Here is a 21,408-nt window from a genome sequence, read left to right as displayed (position 1 = left end):
TACTTTTTTAGAAATATTACCACTGTTTGCAAGGCAATGCGTACTAACCCCATTGCCAGCTCTCGCAAATACTAAAAGTGCTGAAGGAATGGATTGTTTTTTCGCTCTTCACCGACTGTTGAAAAACGCCCATGCCCAGGGATAAATTGCATATCATCCCCCAAAGGTAATACATGTTCTTTAATACTGTTAAGCAATGCTTCCATACTGCCATTGGGCAGATCTGTCCGACCTATAGATCCTCTGAAAAGAACGTCACCCATTACAATCAATTTACCCTTCTGATCAACAAAGATCACATGTCCAGGTGAATGTCCGGGACAATGGTAGACATCCAGTATTTGCTCGCCAAACTCGATGTGTTCGCCATGGTTCAACCAACGATCAGGTACAAAAGGTCGTGCTGGAGGAAAGCCAAAATTGGCAGCGTATTCACTCACATTCTGTATCAGGTAATGATCGTCCTTGTGCGGGCCAATAACAGGTACATTCAATTCCTCTTTCAAATCCGCGACAGCGGCAACATGATCAACATGCCCATGCGTCAGAAGAATGGCTTTAACTGTCACATCGGCAGCATTGATCATGGCTCTGATTTTGTCGATGTCGCCGCCGGGGTCTACCAAAGCGGCCTCTTTTGTCTCCGGGCAAATCAACAATGTACAATTCTGGACGAAGGGTGTGACCGCCGTCGTACGAAACTCCATTTCTGCTTCCTCTTTGAATCTGCATCGTGCATGGTAATTCCTTGCTTGATCATTATCCTAACGGATACGTGAAGAAAGCGGAATTATCGCTTTGGACCCTACCCCAAACACAAAAAAGTCAGAAAAGTTGTTTTTAGCCCTTGAAAAGTATTTCGGTCGTGCCCACCTAATACATCAGATGCGCGGAATTGCGTAACGCTCATCTGGTTGGCGATCCGTCGGCTTGATGAATAAACACACAGCCAAAAAGGTTTTTTATTATGCAGATCGCACCCAATTCTGTTGTAGCGTTTCATTACACTTTAACCAACGATCAGGGCGAAGTTCTTGATAGCTCTGAAGGCCGGGAGCCACTTTCCTACCTGCAGGGTAAAGGTAACATCATCCCGGGTCTGGAGCGCCAGCTCGAAGGTCACAAAGCGGGTGACAAAGTAAAGGTTCGTGTTGAACCTGCAGAAGGTTATGGAGAAGTACAGCCTCAATTGGTGCAGGAAGTTCCACGTTCATCCTTCCAAGGCGTTGAAAACGTTGAGCCCGGTATGCAGTTCCAGGCACAGACGGAAGGCGGCCCCCTCCTCGTCACCGTTACTAAAGTTGAAGGCGACACTGTCACAGTCGATGGCAACCACCCTCTCGCGGGTCAGCCCTTGAACTTCGACGTCGCTATCGACTCTGTTCGTGACGCCAGCGAAGAAGAGCTGGAACATGGTCATGTACATGGCCCAGAAGGTCACGAGCACTAAGCACGAGCTCTGAGGAGCGTAGCGGTCAACGATTATTTCGCATATTGCAATGCAAGGTGATTAATCAACACCGCTCTGTAAGAATCTCAAACTCTTACAGAATAAGTGGAAAAGAATAAAGCAGGAAACAGAGGAGCAAAAGCCTCGTTTCCTGTTTTTTTATGTACATATATTCCAACCGAAAAAAACGTACATAGGGTCATCTCTACAAAAAAACCCGAAGGCTGGAAGATATCCAACATTCGGGGTGTAGTTCTGTAGACTTGCATGTGGGCCTTCCAAAACACGAAAGGCCTTTATAATAAAATCAGATGGAATCAGAAATGCGAGATGGTTCGAGACGCGCCGCCAGTTCTGAATTATCCATGGTACGACGTGCTGTCCAGTAGTGCTCTTCCCAGTAGGGATTGCTCAAACGGGACAACTTAACCCCTTGAGACGTAGACGCATGCATGAAATAACCATTACCTACGTAAACTCCCACGTGTCTATCTCCCCGATGAGGGCGGAAAAAGACAAGATCTCCTGGACGAAGATCAGCCTTGGGCACACGAGCCCCCTGAATGACCTGACCTAACGTCGTTCTGGGAAGTTCATAATCGAAGCTGGTACGGAAAACATGTTGCATCAAGGCTGAACAATCAATACCACGATGCGTGGTTCCACCATAGAGATAACGGGTACCGGCCCAGGCAGCATACTGTTTTAACAGCGCAGCTCTCACCAGTGAGGGACTCACCTGCCGGATATTATTGTAATGCGTAGGTGTTACATGATAAGTCGCCAAGCGTTGTGCATGAGGTAATGAACGGGCATGGTATGCGACTCTGCGTTCATGAATCGGGGCTTTGCGATGTACGACGTGATGAATGCGGGAACGTGATGCATACGCATGACGTACTGTATGCGATCTAGAGTGATGGATTACTGGGTGATGTGCTCTATGTGAAGCGACCGCCCGCGATGAAGCTGGATGATGGTAAACGTGATGGCGGGTAGATACGGCTTCATGTGCATTTGCTTGTTGTGTGGCAAACCCGGCGAGAAGGAGAGCCAGACAACAACGACCTGTCAATTGACGCATGAGGGCTACATTCCGTCGTTGTTATTTGTACAAAATCTGCCAGCATCCTTGATGAAGATGGATAACTGACCGCGCGTGATAAGTAAATACAGCTGGTAGATTACAACTACTTTGTCAAGCAACAAAGTAGACATTAATGATATTAAACAATTTCCATCATTTGTACATATTTATCTACGATTAAGTTGCGATTTCGGCATCAATTAGCAATTCGTACTCAATTTTGTGACATTTAGTGCTTCCATGTTAAACGATAGTCTAACGATTTCTGCTCACGAATTTATATAGACAAGGCTTGACCTTGCCACCTTGGCAAGGAGCATTCTAAATACAGGCTACAAATTATCTGATATCAGTAAGGAGATTCAAATGCAATCCTATGAAGTGCCCTCCATGAGCTGTGGTCACTGTGTGAAGGCGATCACCAACTCAATTCAGGATATCGACGCGCAAGCCAAAGTAGATATAGACCTCAAGACCAAACGCGTAAATGTTGAAACCACGGCAACATCAAGCGAAATACTCGAAGCAATTGATGATGCTGGCTTCGATGATGCCAAAGCCATTCATTAATTCATTAAACAACCGGGGTGCCAGTAAGGCCGTTCAGAATGGCACATTCCGGTTGCTCGTTGCCATGACATTCACCAGCCAATTTGAGCAAAGCTTTACTCATTGAAAGCAGCTGCTCTGCTTTTTTTTCCAATGCCTCGCTGTGTGATAACGCCAATGCTTTGACGTCCGCGCTACTTCGTGACGGATTACGCCACAACGCCAACATGGCATCCATCTGTTTCACCGAGAAATCCAGCGCTCTCAATCTTTTTATAAACAAGAGGACTTTGAGGTCTTCCTGGCCATAAGTCCGATAACCGGCTGCTGTTCTATGCGCTGGTGGTATCAGTCCTACTGATTCATAGTAGCGAATCATTTTCGCAGTAATACCCGATTGTTCTGCAATCTCACCAATATTCATGACAAACACCCTCTTGCCTAAAACCTGGTCCGGGGCAGCCCTATACATGAACTAGTCTTCAAGTATTCCTGCGACACACCCCGAGGTTGTTGAAGTGTCACATGGAATAACGATCCATCTGCCTGAATTTTCTCAATCTCAGCGCATTGGTGACGACCAATACGCTTGAAAATGCCATCGCCAAAGCAGCCAACATAGGCGATAGGAGAATATGAAACGAGGGATACAACACTCCGGCAGCAAGAGGTATCAATAGTACATTATAGCCAAATGCCCAGCCTAGATTCTGTTCGATATTACGCAAGGTGGCACGACTTAAGCGAACGGCATCTGCAATGGCCCATAGCGAATCAGACATCAGGACAATATCACCGCTTTCAATGGCGATATCCGTCCCCTGCCCCATGGCTATGCCCACGTCGGACTGTGCAAGGGCGGGTGCATCATTGATACCATCTCCTACAAAGGCCACTGCCCCATACGTTTGCTGCAATGTTTTAATGGCTGTCAATTTTTCTTCAGGCATGAGCGGTGCCAAGACTTGAGTGATACCTGCACAATCCGCTACTGAATCGGCAGTAGCTCGCTCGTCACCACTCAAGAGTGCTACGTGTATCCCCTCTTGGTGGAACCAATGAACAACGGCTGCCGATTCGCTCTTCAAGGGATCCTCGACTTTCCATATTGCCACCGGCGTTCCATCAATAGCCATATAGAATACACTTGCCGAGGTCGAATGATTTTCACTTGATAAAATCCCTGCAGTACTTTCAGTACCGCCATTAATCTGTAAACCAGAGGAGGCAACTACTTTCTTAAGTAACTGTTCATTGCCAATCGCCACTCGGCTACCCGCCACTTCGCCAACGATACCCTGCCCCGTATACACATCGACATTTTCCACTGGCAGCAGTGAAAGTGACCTTTTTTCGGCATACGCATTGATCGCGCGAGCCAATGGATGTTCTGAGCGAGACTCCAGGCTTGCAGCCAGGCGAACAATATCCGCTTCACTCATATCAGAAACAGATTCGTTCAATCGAGTGATACCCGTCACTGACGGTTGTCCCTGTGTCAAAGTACCCGTTTTATCAAATGCAATCGCCTTGATATTGCGCAAGGTTTGCAATGCCGCACTCTGATTCAAAAGAATACCCAGTTGAGCCGCTCTACCACTCGCCACCATTAATGACACCGGTGTGGCGAGCCCCATGGCACAGGGGCAGGCAATCACCAGAACGCTGACAGCAACACTGATGGATAGCGCGATGGGAGCACCACATAGCCACCAGACAACAAAGGTAAGTAAAGCCAATGCCATAATGACAGGCACAAAAACCGAACTGACTTTATCGACCAATGATTGAATTGGTAACTTGCTGGATTGGGCCTCTTCCACTACTTGGACGATGTGCGCCAGTGTCGTATCCTGACCCACTCGAGTGGCACGATAAGTCAAACTTCCGGATTGATTAATGGTGGCAGCAAACACTGGGTCACCCGCTGACTTTGGCACTGCTGCGGGCTCTCCCGTCAGCATGGATTCATCAACACTCCCATGTCCATCTACAACTTCACCATCCACGGCTACACGCTCGCCCGTTCGCACTATCAGCGTATCTCCGACATGAATGTGATCAACATCCATACTGACTGGCTGTCCGTCACGCAGTATAGTTGCCTGTTTGACCTGCATCCCCATCAGCGCTCGAATAGCATCATTACTTTTGCCTTTGGCACGCGCTTCCAGAAAACGTCCTAACAGAATCAATGTAACAACAACGCCGGCAGGTTCGAAATAGAGATGACGACTTTCTTCAGGAAAAACAAACGGAAAGCATAGAACCACCAAAGAGTAGAGCCAGGCGGTTCCGGCCCCCAATCCCACCAATGTATTCATTTCAGGCGCACGATGGAGTAACGCCTTGAAACCTGTCAGCAGGAGGCTACGCCCAGGTAGCCACAGTACCAATGTGGTCAGCACCATTTCGATCCACGCCAGCCCACCCATTCCTGAGGTCATGGAGGCCTTGTGGGTGAGTGACGGCATGAAATCCATACCCATGCCTATGATGACCAGTGGAACAGTCAATGAAATAGCAATCATCAACTGACGAAAACGCTTTTGTTGCGCCGATTTTTGCCGGGCATCAGGGGACTCGGATCCCTTTTTATCGGCCAGTTGCGCCGGATATCCCATCCGCTCCAACGCACTGATCATGGCTGCCGTATTATCCTGCGCCTGTGCACTAATCACATGGGCCTTTCCATTGACTAGATTAACCTGACACTCCATCACTCCGGGGACTTTCATCAACGCTTTTTCCACGCGTCGAACACAGGAGGCACAGGTCATGTCTTCAACGTTGAGATCCACAGAATGTTCAACCAATGGATAACCCAGCCGATCCAGAGTTGACTTGATGGACTTAGTATCCACTTTGCCGGTCGTTACAATACGAACGGTACCATTGGCGAAATTGGCTTGAGCCTCTTGAATAGGATCCAGCTTGAGCAATCCTTTTTCGACACGTCTGACACAAGAAGCACAGCTCATCCCCTCCAAGGCCAAGGTCACGCTCTGAACAGGGGGATGACTTGAAGAAGAGGAACGTTTGGATGGTTGCCGGCTAGCCCTTTCAGGGCGCTCGACGCTTTCTTGATCAGACATGATGAGGAACCTCACTGCTCAGAAGTGAAGCTATTGTCAACCTTGCCAAATTGGGAAGGTCAAGCAGATGCCACGTTGGATATAAAAGGAGGCTAACCGTGGTATTAGCGTTCTCTTACTTTGGCGATAATCCATAACAACAAAAGTGCACCGATAATGGAGGTGACAAGGGACCCTATAAATCCACCGTTATTGTGTAATCCAAAAATACCAATAACAGGGCCACCAATTACGCCACCGACCAGCCCGATCACGGTATTACCAACCACACCAAACTGGGTCCGGCGAAAGATCGATCCAGCAATCCAACCTGCCAATCCGCCCACAATGAGCCACAAAATCAAGTTCATCTTCACGTCCTCGACTAGCGATAATCTCTGATATACAAGCGATACGAACGCCATGTTAATTGGCATACGTACTCGCATGTTCCATACGTATTTCGGTATTCCTCTGACATATAGGCATCACCCCTCACTTACAAGGGTCGTAGGTGATTTAACTCCCAATGACACAAAGAAAATTGCTTTCGCCATTAGCCTTTATTGTTATTTTGTTTTACCTTCCCGTTATGACAAAGTATGTTCACGAAAAAGAGCATGTCAGGAATAAAAATGTGGCCAAAATCCTATATGACTTGTTGGTCTGCGTTATGGGCCCCATGGCTGGAGAAATCCAACCGGATATCAGATTACAGTCATAGCCTGAGTTCATCCCGATAACACCCGCTCACATTTTCAGTTGTACAGGTAACGGAATACAGTCCAGGCGCCCGGAAGCCATTTGGCAAAGGGTGCTCTCTTTTATAAATTGATGGAACGAGCCGAAGGCGAATGCAGGATACATCAGTGAATAGCCCATTCATGCGCTTTACCCGCGAACAATGGGCTTCTTTGCGTAATGCCGTACCAATGACGCTAACAGCGATTGAGGTAGAGGCATTGAAAGGTATTAACGAAGATCTTTCGATCGATGAAGTGATTGCCATTTACCTACCCCTGGCGAGGCTTCTAAACTTTTACTACAGTACCCATATTCGCCGAGGCAACGTGTTAAGCCGCTTTCTAGGGACCCATGAGCGTCGCCCTCCCTACGTCATCGGCATCGCTGGAAGCGTCGCCGTCGGAAAAAGCACCACGGCTCGTGTGTTACAGGCACTCCTTAGTCGTTGGCCGGAACACCGCAAGGTGGCACTGGTGACAACGGACGGTTTTCTGCGTTCAAACGAAGAGCTTCAGGAAAGAGGCTTGATGCAGAAAAAGGGCTTTCCCGAGTCCTATAATACGCGCCATCTCGTCGAGTTTGTTGCGGATCTAAAAGCCGGTAAACCCCGCATTGAGGCCCCGCTCTACTCCCATTTGATCTATAACATCCTCAAGGACGATGTGCAGGTCGTTGAACAGCCCGATATCGTGATTCTGGAAGGGTTGAATGTACTTCAAACCCCGAAGGATTATCCCGATCTGGAGCGCCATTCCTTTGTATCGGACTACGTGGATTTCTCCATTTACGTAGATGCCTCGTTGCCCCATTTAGAGCAGTGGTATGTCAAACGCTTCATGAAACTACGCCACAGCGTATTTTCCGACCCCGACTCCTATTTCCACAAGTATGCTCATATGGAAGATCAGGAAGCCATCGACACGGCAAAGGGGATCTGGCACAACATCAATGAGCGCAATCTGATCGAAAACATTTTGCCCACGCGTGACCGCGCCAGCCTGATTCTGACCAAGGGGGATGAACACGGTGTGGAGGAAGTACTGTTAAGAAAATGACGTAAATCAAAATGGCCCTTACTTTTGTGGGCTATTTGATTTCTGCAGTTTTCATCTATCGGCATACATCAAATGGCACCGCTATATATCACCATATCTCAAGATGAAATACGCCCATAGTACTGGCAAGCCATAAGCCGTCAAGGCCATGAGTGCAATCAAGGTAGAGGAATACGGCCGGAAAAAGTATGAAAGAGGAGGAAAGCAAGTAGGAACGAATGGTTTCCCATCCGCCCTTTCCGCCATTGCCCTATCCGCCATTGCCCTAGCCACCTGGGCCTATCTACCATAGCCTTATCCACGATTGCTCTTTCAGGAGTGGCCCTTTCATACCCCCTCACGGGCTGAGTGGAGTACGCAGGTGCCTCTTCGCACGGGTCATTTTGGAAAGCCCAAGGAAGCGTATTTTCAGTCGCTCACTCCCCGGGAAGCCCATAATTTCGGTAGATCAGTCCTTCAACCCGAAACGTTTGCGAAGCTCATGCGCAACACCAGCCTCGTCATTGCTACCAATCACATTCACACCCGGCAATACTTCAAATAATAACGGGTTGGCATTCGCCATGATATTGCCGTGCCCTACATACTCAAGCATTTGAATATCATTCAGATTATCCCCAAACGCAATGCAGTTCTCGGCAGACAAACGAATACGCCCCAGCAGATCCCTGATCGCATGAGCCTTATTGACACCTGCGGCCATGACTTCCAGCGAGTTGGGTAAGGCATAAGTGATATACACCGAATCACCAAGTGATTCACGAAGGTCAGCTTCGATTTTTGCAAGCAGTTCAGGGGCACCGATATAGAGTACTTTGCCCACCCCTTTATGCGCCGAATTGACAATAGACGGGTCGACTTCATATTCAAACCCGGTACTGGCATGAAAATCACGGATCGCTTTATCAGCACGATCGATATACCAAGCATCTGCCGTGTAAAGATTAAGTCGTACAGAATCGGGGCGCTCAACTGAGGTCAGCGCTTTGACCAGCTCAGGCGACAAAAGCTCTTCAAAAAGCAGGTTGTCATCAGGGTCATACAAATGAGCACCGTTGGAACTGATGATGTAGGTGGATACACCCAACAGTGAACGTACTACACGGATATCAACGACATGCCGGCCCGACGCAATCGCCAAAGGGACACCACGCTGCTGTAATTCCTGAAATGTCTGGATCGTTAAAGGATCCAGCGAGTGAGCATTGTTTAATAAAGTGCCATCAAGGTCACTCACCACAAGTGAATCGGTCAACATAGCGCCTCACAATCATTATGAATACAACTGCTCTTTTTCTGTGAGAATAGGCACAAATTACGTTACTTCCCACGCCTTTGATATGGGGACTTTCCCACAGGAAAACAAGCTGAATCATATGGATTCATTGATACGCATCTGGGCAGAAAGAGTCTCTAAACGAGTGACCGTGACCGCTCCGACATGCATACCTCATTGTATGGATATCACTTTATACGCCGGTATATTATCAAGCGTATATGACAGTTTAGTCGTGTTCTTCCCTTAAGCGTAAGCACATGAACATGGCCTGAGCATATACAAATCTCCAAGACTTTTTCATCGAAGCTCTTTAACGACCGCTGTAGTCTCCTTTATGATAGTCCCCCCAGTCTTTCCAAACGATCGAATTCAATGTTTTCAGATAACCCTCTTCTCGCACAACTGAAGCAGCAGTTGCATGACGAAACTCCGCGCGTCACTGGCGTCATCAAGGGCACGGATAAAAGTTTCGGCTTTCTCGACACCGACGATGGTCAGTCCTATTTTGTACCGCCCCCGATGATGAAACGCGTCATTCATGGTGACCGTGTGGAGGCCACTCTGCATACCGAGGGTGAAAAGCAACGGGTTGAGCCGGAAACCCTGCTTGAAGCATCGCTTGAGCGTTTCATTGGCCGCGTACAAAAGCGGGATGGACGCCTAGGCGTACTGCCGGATCATCCGTCCATCAAATTGACGTTGAATGCGCGCGTTAAAAAAAGTCTGGACGAGTCGTCTATCAATGAAGGCGATTGGGTCGTGGCCCGCCTTGTGCGCCATCCATTGCGCCCGGATGATCGCTCATTTCAAGTGCAGATCGAAGAGATTATCAGTCATGCCGATGACCCCCGTGCGCCATGGCGCGTGACACTCGCACGGCATGCTCTGGAGTATGCTTCTCCTGTTGAAAACGAACCCACAGAGCGTCAGGACGATGACGGACTTGAACGTCGTGATCTGACTCAACAGCCCTTCTTCACCATCGACAGTCGTTCTACACGCGATATGGATGATGCGCTGCATATCGAAGCCCGCGAAGAAGGTGGCTGGAAGCTCACTGTGGCCATCGCAGACCCTACCGCTTACGTCAAACAGGGCGATCCCATTGACGAAGAGGCGCGTCGTCGTGCCTTCACGGTCTATTTGCCGGGTCAGAACATCACCATGCTGCCTGAGCGGCTGGCAGATGATCTATGCTCTTTGCGTGAAGGAGAAGATCGGGCTGCACTCGCCTGTACCATGGAGATTGCGGCAGATGGTCAGCTCTTGAACCATGATTTCTTTGCTGCAAACGTGCGTTCTCATGCCCAATTGGCTTATGACGATGTGTCCGATTGGATTGAAGGGCAATGCGACTGGGCACCCACGTTCGAACAGGGAGAAGAACAACTCAAGCTATTGAGGGATTTCACCCTTGCTCGTTTTGAGTGGCGCCAGAAAAATGCGATCGTGTTCAAGGACTTCCCTGACTACGCTTTCGAACTGGACGATGCGGGCAATCTGGTCGAAGTCCGAATTGAGCCACGCCGTATCGCAAATCGCATGGTCGAAGAATCCATGATCATTGCTAACATCAGTTGCGCAGAATTCCTCAAGGCCCATACCGGGACAGGGATTTTCAATGTTCATCTGGGTATTGCGGCCGAGAAAGTGGATCATGCACTGAAATTCCTCGAAGGTCAGTCTGTCGAGACCACGCGTGAAGCACTTTCCGAACTTGCAAGCTGGCGCGAGCTGCGTCACCAGTTGGATGCACGTGAAGATGACCCATGGTTTGAAGCACGCTTGCGCCGTTTCCAGGGCTACACCTTCATGAGCACGGAACCCCAACCCCACTTTGGAATGGGGCTTGAGTCCTACGCAACCTGGACATCTCCGATTCGCAAATATGGTGATATCATCAACCACCGGTTGATAAAGTCTGTCTTGAAACAAGAACAGCATAATGCTCTTCATGATGCAGAGTCCCTCACCGCTCACCTGTCGGAGCGTCGCCGCCTGAATCGCATGGCCGAGCGTGACGTCAAGGATTGGCTCTATGTCCGTTATCTGACCCCGGCGGTCGATACCGAAACCACCTTCAAGGCGGAAATTGTTGATATCCGCCGCGGTGGGATGAGAGTACGCCTGGCTGATAATGGCGCCACTTTGTTCATTCCTGCATCAACAATGGTTGCAGACAGAGATGCATTGGCGATAGATGACAAGGAAGGAACGATTGCCATACATGGTGAGCCAACGTTCAAACTGGGTGACATCATTGATGTAACCGTCCATGAAGCCCGTGAAGAAACACGTTCACTTATCGGGCGTGTCGTTGCGTAAATTGCTTGAGTCAAGAAGCCGTTTGTGGCGCCAGGAGTTACATCACACATAAGGCGACTCATCTTTTTATACGGCGACTTTTTATACCTAAAAGAAAGATTACGGTATACTAACGCTCAATTATCGAAAGGTTATCCCATCAATGATGACCGAACCCCCAGAATGTAGCTGTTCTGGGGGTTTTGCTCATGTTGGCTCAATGCTTGTCATTGGGCCAAGCGCAACATGGTTTTTGGTAAAAGTGGAGAAAATGCCACTTTGACAGGAGGAAGCGGCAGCGTGCATATTGCCGACGTCACAATGTTTTATGCCCCATCCAGTGGAGGTGTACGAACGTATCTGGAAGCCAAGCGCCAACGCTATAGGCAGTTACCGGATATAAACCATACCCTCATGGTACCACTCACCAAAGGTGCGCAGGATGCTGCGGGCATTATTCGTATTCCTTCCCCACCGTTACCATTCAGCAATGGGTATCGTTTTCCGCTTCGCCGTAAACCCTGGGTAGATCGTCTGAAAGAGATAAAGCCCTCCATTATTGAGGCGGCAGATCCCTATGTCACCGGATGGGCCTCTATTGATGCAGGTAAAGCACTCGATATTCCCGTTATCGGATTCTATCATTCGGATCTTCCCGAAATGCTGGGGAGCCGCTTTGGCTCATCAGTAAGGGAATATTTACAACAGTACGTTCACAGACTGTATCAGCATTATGAACGTGTATTGGCTCCGAGCCATGAAATGGCCAACAAGCTGGTCGACATGGGAGTGAAAAATGTCCATGTTCAACCTCTGGGAGTAGACTCCCATCTGTATAATCCGGACAAGCGCGATCCCGCTATCAGACAAAAACTGGGACTCGCCGATGAAACGCGCTTGCTGATCTTCGCAGGCCGCGGCTCTCACGAAAAAAATCTGCCTGAACTTCTAAGTACCATGCGGTTACTGGGTTCGGATTATCATCTTTTGATGATTGGGTCCAACATGCCAACCCACCTACCCCACAACGTAACAACCATTGATCACTTTGTCCCCCAAAGCGAGCTTGCAAGATATCTAGCGAGCGCCGATGCACTTGTGCATGCCGGCACAAATGAAACATTCGGGCTGGTAGTACTGGAAGGGATGGCCAGCGGTTTACCTGTTGTCGTATCACGAGCAGGGGCATTGAAGGAAAACGTCAACGAATCCTTCGGCATGCTGTCTGATCCCCATGATCCCGTGAGTATGGCACACTCGGTTAAAGCACTGTTCGAGCGTGATACCATAGCGTTGGGTAAACGCGCACGGCAGGAAGTAGAACAGCGTTTTGACTGGTCTGCCGTTGTCACTGGCGTCCTTGGCCATTATGAGCAGGCGCTTGGTATCACCCTTCCGCAGAAACCCGATGATGTGAGTATTCAAGTTCCATGAGCCAGACAATAGCGCCAAACACCCGTGAGTCCTCAAGGCATCACTCAGAAGCTTCATCAGGGCAACAAACCTTCATTGTCGCATTGCACGATATTTCGCCCAATAACTGGCCCTATTATCGTCCCTTTGTTGAGCGCATGGATGCAATGGGTAATGTCAAACTAACCTGGCTGGTCGTCCCCGACTTTCACCATAAAAGTGCTTCATTCAAGGACCCTGCTTTTCTAAACCTGCTTGAAAAACGTTTGGAAAAAGGAGACGAGCTGGTCTTGCATGGTTTCTATCATTGCGATGAGGCACCTGCGCCCACCAATATAAAAGACTACTTCATGCGCCGTTTCTATACGGTTGAGGGAGAGTTTTACCCATTGGCAGAGGACGACGCACGATCTCGTCTTGAACGTGGCATCGAACTTTTTTCACAACAGAACTGGCCCTTGCATGGATTTGTTGCGCCTGCGTGGTTAATGGGTGATGGTGCACGCCAAGCATTGAAAGAGCTCCCCTTCCGATACACGAGTGATCCGGGGCATTTTTATGAACTGCCCGACTTTACTTCACATCGTGTGCCTACACTGGTGTGGAGCTGCCGCGCCCGTTGGCGTAGAGCCATGTCCTATGTCGTGAATGAGGCATCAAGACTGCAGTATCGTCATCTCCCCACCATTCGAATGGGGCTACACCCTATTGATATGCAGTATGATGCTGCCAGAAATTACTGGATCAAGTGTATAGAACGCTTGCTGAATGAAGGGCAGCGTTCTGAGACCAAGATCGACTGGCTGCATCGTATAACGACGACCACCTAATGACACTCACTGGTGTTGAAACATGAAGGGTGACTTGATTCAGCTTCTCAGTACAGTCAGTCACCTTGGTAAGCCTGAGCGGTATTGAACTTTACGTACATGCTCATAATGAGGTGAATGCACATGATCTGAGTCGTATTCAACATTCACCACGCGCACTGCACTTATCATGTTGCATCATGGGATGTATGGCTGAACATGGATGCACGCCTGAATATAATAAACCGGCTTTGTACGCAGCGGTATTTTCTCCCTGCCAATAGCGGTCGAGTTAGTATAGCGCCGTACATAATTCAACAGGATTTTCGATCCTTCTCCGATACAGGATGGGCATGTTCCGAACATTATTGCTCCTATTGGCCGGCCTCGTGCTGGTGATAAGCATTCCCCTTTTCCTCGGGGGACATGAGTTGTGGCGTGAGCTACTTCATTTCCCTACTCACCTGCTGTTGGTCATGATAGGCATGATCTTCGTATGCTGGTTTCTCAATGCGGCAAAACTGAAGGTACTTCTTGCGGGGCGCTCAGGCTACCTCAGCCATTTTGAAGCGATGGGCGTCATCATGGCGACCGAGTTTGCCATTTGCGCGACACCGGGCGGCGCAGGAGGCCCCATCACGTTGATCGCATTGATGAAACAACGGGGGATGAAACCCGCCCAAACAACAGCCGTCTTTGCCGTCGACCAGATGATCGACATGCTGTTCTTTTTTACTTCAATGGCAGCAATGGTCATTTACATTGCCATCAAGGCCGTCAATATGCATTTCGGCTGGATACTGGGCATGCCCATGTTATTAATGGCCACCGGTTTTATCCTGATTTTTCTGATCGCAAAATATCAGACCCAAGCGATTCGGGCAGTCGCGGGATTATTGAATCTTCTGAAGCTCAAGGCACATCGTCGTTATCGAATGATACGCCGCCTGCTGGTGTTTAGAGATTCATTGCGTGAAACACTGAAAATGCCTCGGCATCTTTTGTTGGCAGCCTTCATGTTTGGAGTTCTTCACTGGATTGTGCGTTATAGCGTACTGTATCTGGCACTTTATGGACTTGGAAAACACCTCGATTGGGGCTGGACATTCCTGGTGCAAATGCTCTCCATGGCCGCGGGTCAGCTGACGTTATTGCCGGGAGGAGCCGGAGGAGCCGAATTGAGCTCAATGGCCATGCTTTCGCCATTGGTCGGTGAACATGTGGCTGCTGCAGCCATTCTGATTTGGCGCGCGGTGACTTATTATTTCTACCTGATTGCAGGCGCCCCGGTCTTTATGTATTTGGCAGGAAGCGCACTGGCACAACGAATATTCAAGGCACGCAAGAAAGATGAGGAAGCCGCCATCAGAGAAGAAGTAGAATCCGACTCTTGATTAACCACTTAACTGTAACGTGGTTTTCTGGCTGCCGCTGCTGCAAGAAGTGCGTCGGCCAGAGGCACGGGGCTACCTTCGAGTGCATCGCGTTCGGGTTGAAACATGGTAGCTACGTAAAAAGGATGTGTTGTTAATTCAAAACCACGTGGTTCCCCCTCCGCATTTTCGGCATTGACCACCAGTTCTCCAGTCATAAACAATACCTCGCTGTACTCAGGATTAATGCCAAAACTACATTGATATGTAGCCTGAATAGCATTTTGTCCGGCGTATGCACTATACAGATGAGTCATCGGTTTAAGTCTTATTTCCTGCTTCACGTTGATAAGTGAACAGACAAGCGATCTGATCACCTGCCGGCCACCTGTTTCAAATTCTGCATGAGTAGCATCCTTCCACCCCAGCACATTGCGTGCCCACTCAAGAAGCATATGTTGACAGCCACCACATGTGCCCATCAGAGGAAGCTGCTGCTCACGTGCTGTACGAATCACTTCCAGAACACGGTCAGCATCCACATAAGGGCTTCCAGGCGCGAGCCATATCGCATCACAGTCAATTCGGTCTGACGAGAGAGAAGCGGTCTCCAACCACACTAGCTTAATGGTAAGACCGAGTGCTGCAGCGGCTTTGGTCAAGGCCAGCGGAATGGCCTTGTGCGCGATGATGGTGTCTGAGTAATCACCAACAATCCCGATTGATAGAGACTGAACCATAGAATCATTTTCACCACGGTAGAGATTGATCACCATGAATGGTGGTCGATGAAAGTGACATGAATCAGTCAGGAATACAAATAAACTCAATTACTTTTGGGGTGACTGTGTGATTCATGCTCCAGCAACCACCGCTTACGTGGTAATCCCCCTGAATAGCCGGTCAACTGCCCATTCTTGCCAATGACTCGGTGGCAGGGGATCACGATGGCCACTCGATTGGCGCCCACGGCATTGGCAACTGCACGAACCCCATTAGGCCGTTGAAGTTGCTGTGCCAAGGCTTGATAGGACACCGTATTACCGTAGGGAATTTTATCCAGTGCTTTCCAGACCTCACGCTGAAAATCACTACCGGGTAGGTCCAGAGATAAACTGAATGTCTGACGCTGGCCACCGAAGTACTCTGTCATCTCCTGCTCGGCCTGTCGTGTATGGTGGTTCTCGCCATAGAGAATGGTTGCCTTTAAACGCCGCTTTAGATCACGAAACTCGGTTTCAAGCATACGTCGATCAGTGAACTCCATCAGGCAGATGCCCCTTTCTGTTGCGCCGACGAACATCGGCCCCAACGGTGTGGTAAAACGATGGAGATGAATAATCGTATCTCCATGCTCCGCACCTGCTTTAAAATGTTTGTTATAGGTATAGGCGAAACCGCTGAGAGACTCGTATCCACTATCAAAAGGCCGCATCAGTCATTGAACGCCCTTCCTTCAACTCTTGTACAGCCGTATTGATTCTGTGCATGCGTTGATAGGCCTGGAAGGTAATACCATGATATTTCAGGAACCAGCGTCGTACCCGTTCGGGACTGATATGCTGCAGCCGTAACTCTGAATCCTTGATTCGTGTTTTCGGAGATGCCTTCACCAGAGCCAGCGCTTGCTCGATAAAGGCCGGTGCTTCCTGAGCATGTGCAATAGGGCGGCAAATCTTGCAGGGACGAAACCCGGCCGCCAACGCAGATTTGGCATCACGATAGAACTCGACATTTTCACGTTTGGGTTTACGTGCCCGACAATCGGCTATACAGAAAATGCCGGTCGTCTTTACCCCGACAAAAAAGACACCCGTGTATTCGGAATCTCGTTCCAGCAATGCCTGATACCAGCGGTCACACAATGCATGGTCATTCACATTCAACACCGACTATCCGCCAACACCATGATGCTTCAAAAGAAGAAAAACCATCAGGGAGACTTAGAGCGAGGCAGGTTCAGCGTACAACCGAAAAATGGACAAGTATTTTGATATAGAACTACGGGAGGAACTTTAAATCTGAATTGAAAAAATGAATATGGCGGGAAAACAAAGCGCACACCTACGCTCATTTCGGCCTACCGATTGAAAGTCTGAAGATGCCATCGTGGGTAAAAATCCGGATTGGCTAGCATTTAAGTGAAAAGAAAATGACAAGCGCAAAGAAAAACTGGCATTAATAATTGCGAAAGAGCCGTGCAGGTGGCGTACACTGCTCTCCGCTTGATGATGAGGAAATGCTCAACAACTGTCCAAACGCTTATCCCCCGCAATAATCGCGAGTTTCTCCCTACGAGAAAGCTGTTTCACCGCATATTCGAGCTTTAAAGCGCGGGAATGGCTGCCCACCTCTTCGTAAAAGCGTAATGTCAGCGGGCCCTTGCCACGCAAGGCGCGGGCACCACGCTTGCCCCCAACATGTTCATTGAATCGGCGCGCTACATTCTTGGTAATACCGGTGTAAAGACGCCCCGCCGCCGTCTCGATCATATAGACAAACCACGGAGCGTCTTCCGGTTGAGCAGACAACCCTGCACTCTGTATGTGTGCTTGAGAAGAGACATTAACCTGAGATGCCATGTTGTCAGTTGCTACAGGATGTTCTTCGCCTGAAAAGCGCTCCACGGACGGGCATTCGGCTGACGAAGACTCTGAATGGATCATGAACGTAAAACAGGCTCAGTTGGTAACCGAATCCAATGCCTTTTTCATTTCACCAATAACCGTGTCATAGCCATTGGGATCGCTCTCGGAGTGAGCACCAAAGATGGCAGAACCTGCTACGAAGGTATCCACGCCCGCCTCGGCAATTTCAGCAATATTATTGGGCTTAACGCCACCATCGATCTCAATGCGGATATCCTGATGACCCCGTTCATCCAGGAAACGACGTGTCTCACGTACCTTGTCCAACATGCCGGGAATGAATTTCTGCCCGCCGAAGCCGGGGTTTACACTCATGATGAGTACCATGTCAATCTTGTCGAGGACATAGTCCAGATAGCTCAACGGGGTTGCAGGGTTGAACACAAGGCCTGCACCCACTCCTGCCTCCTTGATTAATGACAGGGAACGATCGATGTGTTCACTGGCTTCAGGGTGGAAGGAAATATGACTGGCCCCTGCCTTGATGAACTCTTCAATCATACGGTCCACTGGCTTGACCATCAGGTGAACATCGATGGGCGCTTCGGTGCCCGTCTTTTTCATATGCTTGTAAAGCGCTTCACAGACAGATGGACCAATCGTCAGGTTGGGGACATAGTGGTTATCCATAACATCGTAATGAACAATATCAGCCCCACTCTTGATCACCGCCTCTACTTCTTCACCCAAACGTGCAAAATCAGAAGATAGAACGGACGGAGCAATTCGATATTCAATCGGTACAGCCATGAAGCCCTCCACAAGGGATAATTAGGATAACAACAGTTTAACAGCGTTCAGGCGTTTTCGCCGAGTTCTCCGAGCACATTGTGTGACATCCATTGCCGCTTTTCCACCTCGGAGAGCCCACTTCCAAGAAGCCAATGGAGTTTGCCAAAGGCAGCTTCTCGAGTCATGCCCCCTCCACTGATAACACCGATATCGCTCAAACGGGAACCTGCCGCATAATGGCCCAGCGTCACACCACCGCACAAACACTGTGAAATCGCCACGACGACGACACCTCCTTTTATAGCGTCTTCCAGCACCGCAAACAGAGGCTCATTGTCACTGGGTGCAGTCCCGCTCCCATAACATTCAAGCACCAGACCTTTGACATTTGTAAGAAGTGCTTTTAGCTGCTCGGCCAAGATACCGGGGAAAAGGGGCACGACCGCAATATTAACCGCTATATGATCCGCTGCCACCTGGAGAGAAGGCGGTAATGTCGAGAGGGTTTTCATCCCTTCCGCGGGTAAACCTTCTACTGGGCCAAAGGCATGATAGCCTGAGCTTGACAACTTCCGACAGGCGACCCCGCTCATTAGCTGCCCATGAAACTGGACATGCACTCCCGCTTCATTCAGATGGTCGAAGGCGCCAAGGCTATCGAAATAGTTCTCCCACGCATCACTCCCGGACACACCGGCAGGCAACATGGAACCTGTGATAACGACAGGTAGAGGAAAATCAGCCAGACGAAAGGACAGGGCTGCTGCAGTATATGCAAGGGTATCCGTACCATGAAGAACAAGAATACCCGTTGCACCCTGGTGCTTTGCTTCAACGCACTCATCAACTAACCGCGTCCATAAGGCGGGTTCAAGATTGGCACTGTCAATCAAAGGATCCAGTTCCTTGAGTTTCCAATCAGGGAAGGAGCGTTCTGCAAATGACTGCGCTTCACGTGCTAGCGTCTCGAAACCGGAAGCGGGTGCCAATCCAGCGGCAGAGGGCTGCATTCCAATGGTGCCACCTGTATACAGGACCTGAATAAAGGAAGTGTGGGAGGTGTCAGAGTGACTCAAGGAAGGAGCTCCTAAACATGATAAAGGGCAATGAAATCAATGGAAAAACAAGGCCATGACCAGCGGCAGGGGCAATGGAATGGCAGGTATATGATGCCCTTTTCTTCCAACGAGATAAATCACTGATAAGAAGATAAACTCCGCTTTACCGCCACTTCATTAAATAAACGGGGCAAAGCGAAAAAGATTCATCAATGGTGAAGGCTATGCGGCCCTACCATGTTTTCCGGCGTTAGAATGTCGCGCAATTGTTCGTCGCCGATCAGTTTTTCTTCCTTAACCAACGACAACACGCTTTTGTTTTCAACCAATGCGCGTTTGGCAATTCGGGTCGCGTTTTCGTAACCAATGTAGGGATTCAGTGCGGTAATCAAACCAATCGAGTTCTCAACCAAATAATGGCAATGCTCCTTATTGGCCGTGATACCTTCAACACAATGGGTACGCAGCATGTTGATCGCCCTGGCAAGTGAACGAATCGAATCGAAAAGCTTGTAGGCAATGAGCGGCTCCATCACATTGAGCTGGAGCTGCCCCGCCTCTGCGGCCATGGTAATAGCAGTATCATTGCCAATGACCTCAAACGCCACCTGATTAACCGCTTCAGGAATAACCGGGTTGACTTTACCGGGCATGATCGAACTGCCCGGCTGCCGCGGCGGTAAATTGATTTCATTCAAACCGGTACGAGGCCCGCTGGAAAGCAATCGCAGGTCATTACAGATTTTGGACAATTTAACAGCTAGACGTTTAAGCATACCTGAGAAAAGCACAAATGCGCCCATGTCGGAGGTGGCCTCAATCAAGTCAGCGGCAGGCACCAGCGGTTGTTGAGATATGCGAGCCAAAGCCTCTACCGCTTTTTCCTGATATCCGGGCTGGGCATTAATCCCCGTGCCAATCGCGGTCCCCCCAAGGTTGATTTCAACGAACAGGTCGGGTACTTGTTTTCTCAAGCGTTCCAGGTCTTCCCCAAGGGTTGTAGAGAAGGCATGAAACTCCTGGCCCAATGTCATGGGCACAGCATCCTGCAACTGTGTACGGCCCATTTTAATGACATCTGCAAACTCGTCACCTTTGTCCGAAAAGGCCTGGCACAGTGATTTCAGGCTGGCGAGAAGGTCATGGTGCGTGAGTAGCATACCCAGTCGAATAGCTGTCGGGTAAGCATCATTGGTGGATTGTGCCATGTTGACGTGGTTGTTCGGATGCAGGTACTGATAGTCGCCACGCGCATGCCCCATATGCTCAAGGGCAAGGTTGGCTATGACCTCGTTGGCATTCATGTTGGTCGAGGTACCTGCCCCGCCCTGAATCATGTCAACCACAAACTGATCCTGATAATGGCCTTCCATCAGCTGTGTGCAGGCAAACCTGATAGCCTCAAAACGCGGAGTATCCAGTTCACCAATAGCATGATTGGCCTCTGCGGCCGCCAACTTCACCATGGCCAACGCAATGATGAATCTCGGATAGTGGGATAGCGTTACACCGGAGAGTTGAAAATTCTCGACAGCGCGAAGCGTCTGAATACCGTAATAGACGTTGTCAGGCACATCTAACTCACCCAACAAATCATGTTCCCGTCGATAGGCCTGTGGAGGAACCTGCTGTTTTGTCTCTTCCGATAGAAGTTCGGCCCCGGGGCGCTGACGTTCCTGAAGGGATTGATCGCTTGTATTTGCCATGTGTGACGAATGCCTGCATGTGAGAGAAGAAGCCTGAATGTGAGCGAAAACGCTGAATAAACATCGCCGCTCGCGACACGTATTATGTTTACAAGGCTACCGTGTTCCCAAACGCATATCTAATGCC

At 49.3% G+C, this 21,408-nt stretch carries 20 protein-coding genes; 7 read left to right on the top strand and 13 right to left on the bottom strand.

The genetic code is table 11. The annotated features are described in order from the left end of the window. Positions 1-71: 71 nt before the first annotated feature. Positions 72-707: an MBL fold metallo-hydrolase gene (locus tag LMG33818_RS12055; RefSeq protein ID WP_442323642.1), complete on the bottom strand. Its 636-nt coding sequence runs from the start codon at positions 705-707 to the stop codon at positions 72-74. 260 nt (positions 708-967) lie between these two features. On the opposite strand from LMG33818_RS12055, the gene LMG33818_RS12050 reads away from it, so the two are divergent. After that, positions 968-1,450 (top strand): FKBP-type peptidyl-prolyl cis-trans isomerase, encoded by a 483-nt coding sequence (locus LMG33818_RS12050; protein WP_442323641.1) that lies wholly within the window; start codon positions 968-970, stop codon positions 1,448-1,450. Positions 1,451-1,757: 307 nt separating this feature from the next. Here LMG33818_RS12050 and LMG33818_RS12045 read toward each other — a convergent pair whose 3' ends face one another. After that, entirely contained in the window at positions 1,758-2,534 is a 777-nt protein-coding gene (locus LMG33818_RS12045; protein WP_442323640.1) for an NlpC/P60 family protein, read from the bottom strand. Between the two features lie 369 nt (positions 2,535-2,903). Between LMG33818_RS12045 and LMG33818_RS12040 the strand changes: the two genes are divergently transcribed. Next, positions 2,904-3,107, top strand: a complete 204-nt coding sequence (locus LMG33818_RS12040) for a heavy-metal-associated domain-containing protein (protein WP_442323639.1) — start codon at positions 2,904-2,906, stop codon at positions 3,105-3,107. Between the two features lie 4 nt (positions 3,108-3,111). On the opposite strand, the gene cueR is transcribed toward LMG33818_RS12040, so the two are convergent. From cueR to LMG33818_RS12025, 3 genes are all read right to left on the bottom strand, one after another. Next, the gene (gene cueR, locus LMG33818_RS12035; protein WP_442323638.1) at positions 3,112-3,510 is read right to left on the bottom strand and encodes a Cu(I)-responsive transcriptional regulator; all 399 of its coding nucleotides are present in this window, start codon (positions 3,508-3,510) and stop codon (positions 3,112-3,114) included. Positions 3,511-3,607: 97 nt separating this feature from the next. Next, positions 3,608-6,181 (bottom strand): heavy metal translocating P-type ATPase, encoded by a 2,574-nt coding sequence (locus tag LMG33818_RS12030; RefSeq protein ID WP_442323637.1) that lies wholly within the window; start codon positions 6,179-6,181, stop codon positions 3,608-3,610. A 104-nt stretch (positions 6,182-6,285) separates the two neighbouring features. Beyond that, entirely contained in the window at positions 6,286-6,531 is a 246-nt protein-coding gene (locus LMG33818_RS12025) for a GlsB/YeaQ/YmgE family stress response membrane protein (protein WP_442323636.1), read from the bottom strand. Positions 6,532-7,014: 483 nt separating this feature from the next. On the opposite strand from LMG33818_RS12025, the gene coaA reads away from it, so the two are divergent. After that, the gene (coaA, locus tag LMG33818_RS12020; RefSeq protein ID WP_442323635.1) at positions 7,015-7,959 is read left to right on the top strand and encodes a type I pantothenate kinase; all 945 of its coding nucleotides are present in this window, start codon (positions 7,015-7,017) and stop codon (positions 7,957-7,959) included. 448 nt (positions 7,960-8,407) lie between these two features. On the opposite strand, the gene LMG33818_RS12015 is transcribed toward coaA, so the two are convergent. Further along, on the bottom strand, positions 8,408-9,217 hold the full coding sequence (locus tag LMG33818_RS12015; RefSeq protein ID WP_442323634.1) for a Cof-type HAD-IIB family hydrolase: 810 nt from the start codon (positions 9,215-9,217) through the stop codon (positions 8,408-8,410). 393 nt (positions 9,218-9,610) lie between these two features. Between LMG33818_RS12015 and LMG33818_RS12010 the strand changes: the two genes are divergently transcribed. The 4 genes from LMG33818_RS12010 (at position 9,611) to gpgF (ending at position 15,158) form a co-directional block, all read left to right on the top strand. After that, on the top strand, positions 9,611-11,563 hold the full coding sequence (locus LMG33818_RS12010) for an exoribonuclease II (RefSeq protein ID WP_442323633.1): 1,953 nt from the start codon (positions 9,611-9,613) through the stop codon (positions 11,561-11,563). A gap of 279 nt (positions 11,564-11,842) precedes the next feature. Beyond that, entirely contained in the window at positions 11,843-12,976 is a 1,134-nt protein-coding gene (gene gpgS / locus LMG33818_RS12005; RefSeq protein WP_442323632.1) for an N-acetylglucosaminyl phosphatidylglycerol synthase, read from the top strand. After that, positions 12,973-13,785: an N-acetylglucosaminyl phosphatidylglycerol deacetylase gene (gpgD, locus tag LMG33818_RS12000; RefSeq protein WP_442323631.1), complete on the top strand. Its 813-nt coding sequence runs from the start codon at positions 12,973-12,975 to the stop codon at positions 13,783-13,785. The genes gpgS and gpgD overlap by 4 nt, the downstream gene beginning before the upstream one ends. A gap of 332 nt (positions 13,786-14,117) precedes the next feature. After that, the gene (gene gpgF, locus LMG33818_RS11995; protein WP_442323630.1) at positions 14,118-15,158 is read left to right on the top strand and encodes a glucosaminyl phosphatidylglycerol flippase; all 1,041 of its coding nucleotides are present in this window, start codon (positions 14,118-14,120) and stop codon (positions 15,156-15,158) included. Positions 15,159-15,166: 8 nt separating this feature from the next. Here gpgF and LMG33818_RS11990 read toward each other — a convergent pair whose 3' ends face one another. From LMG33818_RS11990 to aspA, 7 genes are all read right to left on the bottom strand, one after another. After that, positions 15,167-15,877 carry a CTP synthase C-terminal region-related (seleno)protein gene (locus LMG33818_RS11990; protein ID WP_442323629.1) on the bottom strand — a complete coding sequence of 237 codons (711 nt, stop codon included), beginning with the start codon at positions 15,875-15,877 and terminating at the stop codon, positions 15,167-15,169. Positions 15,878-15,963: 86 nt separating this feature from the next. After that, positions 15,964-16,572 carry a methylated-DNA--[protein]-cysteine S-methyltransferase gene (locus tag LMG33818_RS11985; protein WP_442323628.1) on the bottom strand — a complete coding sequence of 203 codons (609 nt, stop codon included), beginning with the start codon at positions 16,570-16,572 and terminating at the stop codon, positions 15,964-15,966. Beyond that, on the bottom strand, positions 16,559-17,026 hold the full coding sequence (locus LMG33818_RS11980) for a bifunctional transcriptional activator/DNA repair enzyme AdaA (protein ID WP_442323627.1): 468 nt from the start codon (positions 17,024-17,026) through the stop codon (positions 16,559-16,561). The genes LMG33818_RS11985 and LMG33818_RS11980 overlap by 14 nt, the downstream gene beginning before the upstream one ends. A 354-nt stretch (positions 17,027-17,380) precedes the next feature. Then, complete coding sequence (locus LMG33818_RS11975; protein ID WP_442323626.1) at positions 17,381-17,803, bottom strand: GIY-YIG nuclease family protein; 423 nt, start codon at positions 17,801-17,803, stop codon at positions 17,381-17,383. 15 nt (positions 17,804-17,818) lie between these two features. Beyond that, a complete protein-coding gene (gene rpe / locus LMG33818_RS11970; protein ID WP_442323625.1) occupies positions 17,819-18,535 on the bottom strand; it encodes a ribulose-phosphate 3-epimerase in 717 nt (238 codons plus the stop codon). A gap of 47 nt (positions 18,536-18,582) precedes the next feature. Next, positions 18,583-19,593: an asparaginase gene (locus LMG33818_RS11965; protein WP_442323624.1), complete on the bottom strand. Its 1,011-nt coding sequence runs from the start codon at positions 19,591-19,593 to the stop codon at positions 18,583-18,585. 191 nt (positions 19,594-19,784) lie between these two features. Next, entirely contained in the window at positions 19,785-21,281 is a 1,497-nt protein-coding gene (gene aspA, locus LMG33818_RS11960; protein ID WP_442323623.1) for an aspartate ammonia-lyase, read from the bottom strand. Positions 21,282-21,408: the final 127 nt, after the last annotated feature.

It is taken from the genome of Cernens ardua (genome assembly GCF_051251085.1).
GTDB lineage: Bacteria > Pseudomonadota > Gammaproteobacteria > Pseudomonadales > Halomonadaceae > Cernens > Cernens ardua.
The sequence above is the reverse complement of the archived record's forward strand: the minus strand, read 5'-3'. Positions and strand labels throughout refer to the sequence as shown.

Bases quoted from the DNA above. Each gene is read 5' to 3' on its own strand.
- LMG33818_RS12055 (WP_442323642.1), bottom strand. From the start codon at position 707: ATGGAGTTTCGTACGACGGCGGTCACACCCTTCGTCCAGAATTGTACA.
- LMG33818_RS12050 (WP_442323641.1), top strand. From the start codon at position 968: ATGCAGATCGCACCCAATTCTGTTGTAGCGTTTCATTACACTTTAACC.
- LMG33818_RS12045 (WP_442323640.1), bottom strand. From the start codon at position 2,534: ATGCGTCAATTGACAGGTCGTTGTTGTCTGGCTCTCCTTCTCGCCGGG.
- LMG33818_RS12040 (WP_442323639.1), top strand. From the start codon at position 2,904: ATGCAATCCTATGAAGTGCCCTCCATGAGCTGTGGTCACTGTGTGAAG.
- cueR (WP_442323638.1), bottom strand. From the start codon at position 3,510: ATGAATATTGGTGAGATTGCAGAACAATCGGGTATTACTGCGAAAATG.
- LMG33818_RS12030 (WP_442323637.1), bottom strand. From the start codon at position 6,181: ATGTCTGATCAAGAAAGCGTCGAGCGCCCTGAAAGGGCTAGCCGGCAA.
- LMG33818_RS12025 (WP_442323636.1), bottom strand. From the start codon at position 6,531: ATGAACTTGATTTTGTGGCTCATTGTGGGCGGATTGGCAGGTTGGATT.
- coaA (WP_442323635.1), top strand. From the start codon at position 7,015: ATGCAGGATACATCAGTGAATAGCCCATTCATGCGCTTTACCCGCGAA.
- LMG33818_RS12015 (WP_442323634.1), bottom strand. From the start codon at position 9,217: ATGTTGACCGATTCACTTGTGGTGAGTGACCTTGATGGCACTTTATTA.
- LMG33818_RS12010 (WP_442323633.1), top strand. From the start codon at position 9,611: ATGTTTTCAGATAACCCTCTTCTCGCACAACTGAAGCAGCAGTTGCAT.
- gpgD (WP_442323631.1), top strand. From the start codon at position 12,973: ATGAGCCAGACAATAGCGCCAAACACCCGTGAGTCCTCAAGGCATCAC.
- gpgF (WP_442323630.1), top strand. From the start codon at position 14,118: ATGTTCCGAACATTATTGCTCCTATTGGCCGGCCTCGTGCTGGTGATA.
- LMG33818_RS11990 (WP_442323629.1), bottom strand. From the start codon at position 15,877: ATGGTTCAGTCTCTATCAATCGGGATTGTTGGTGATTACTCAGACACC.
- LMG33818_RS11985 (WP_442323628.1), bottom strand. From the start codon at position 16,572: ATGCGGCCTTTTGATAGTGGATACGAGTCTCTCAGCGGTTTCGCCTAT.
- LMG33818_RS11975 (WP_442323626.1), bottom strand. From the start codon at position 17,803: ATGATCCATTCAGAGTCTTCGTCAGCCGAATGCCCGTCCGTGGAGCGC.
- rpe (WP_442323625.1), bottom strand. From the start codon at position 18,535: ATGGCTGTACCGATTGAATATCGAATTGCTCCGTCCGTTCTATCTTCT.
- aspA (WP_442323623.1), bottom strand. From the start codon at position 21,281: ATGGCAAATACAAGCGATCAATCCCTTCAGGAACGTCAGCGCCCCGGG.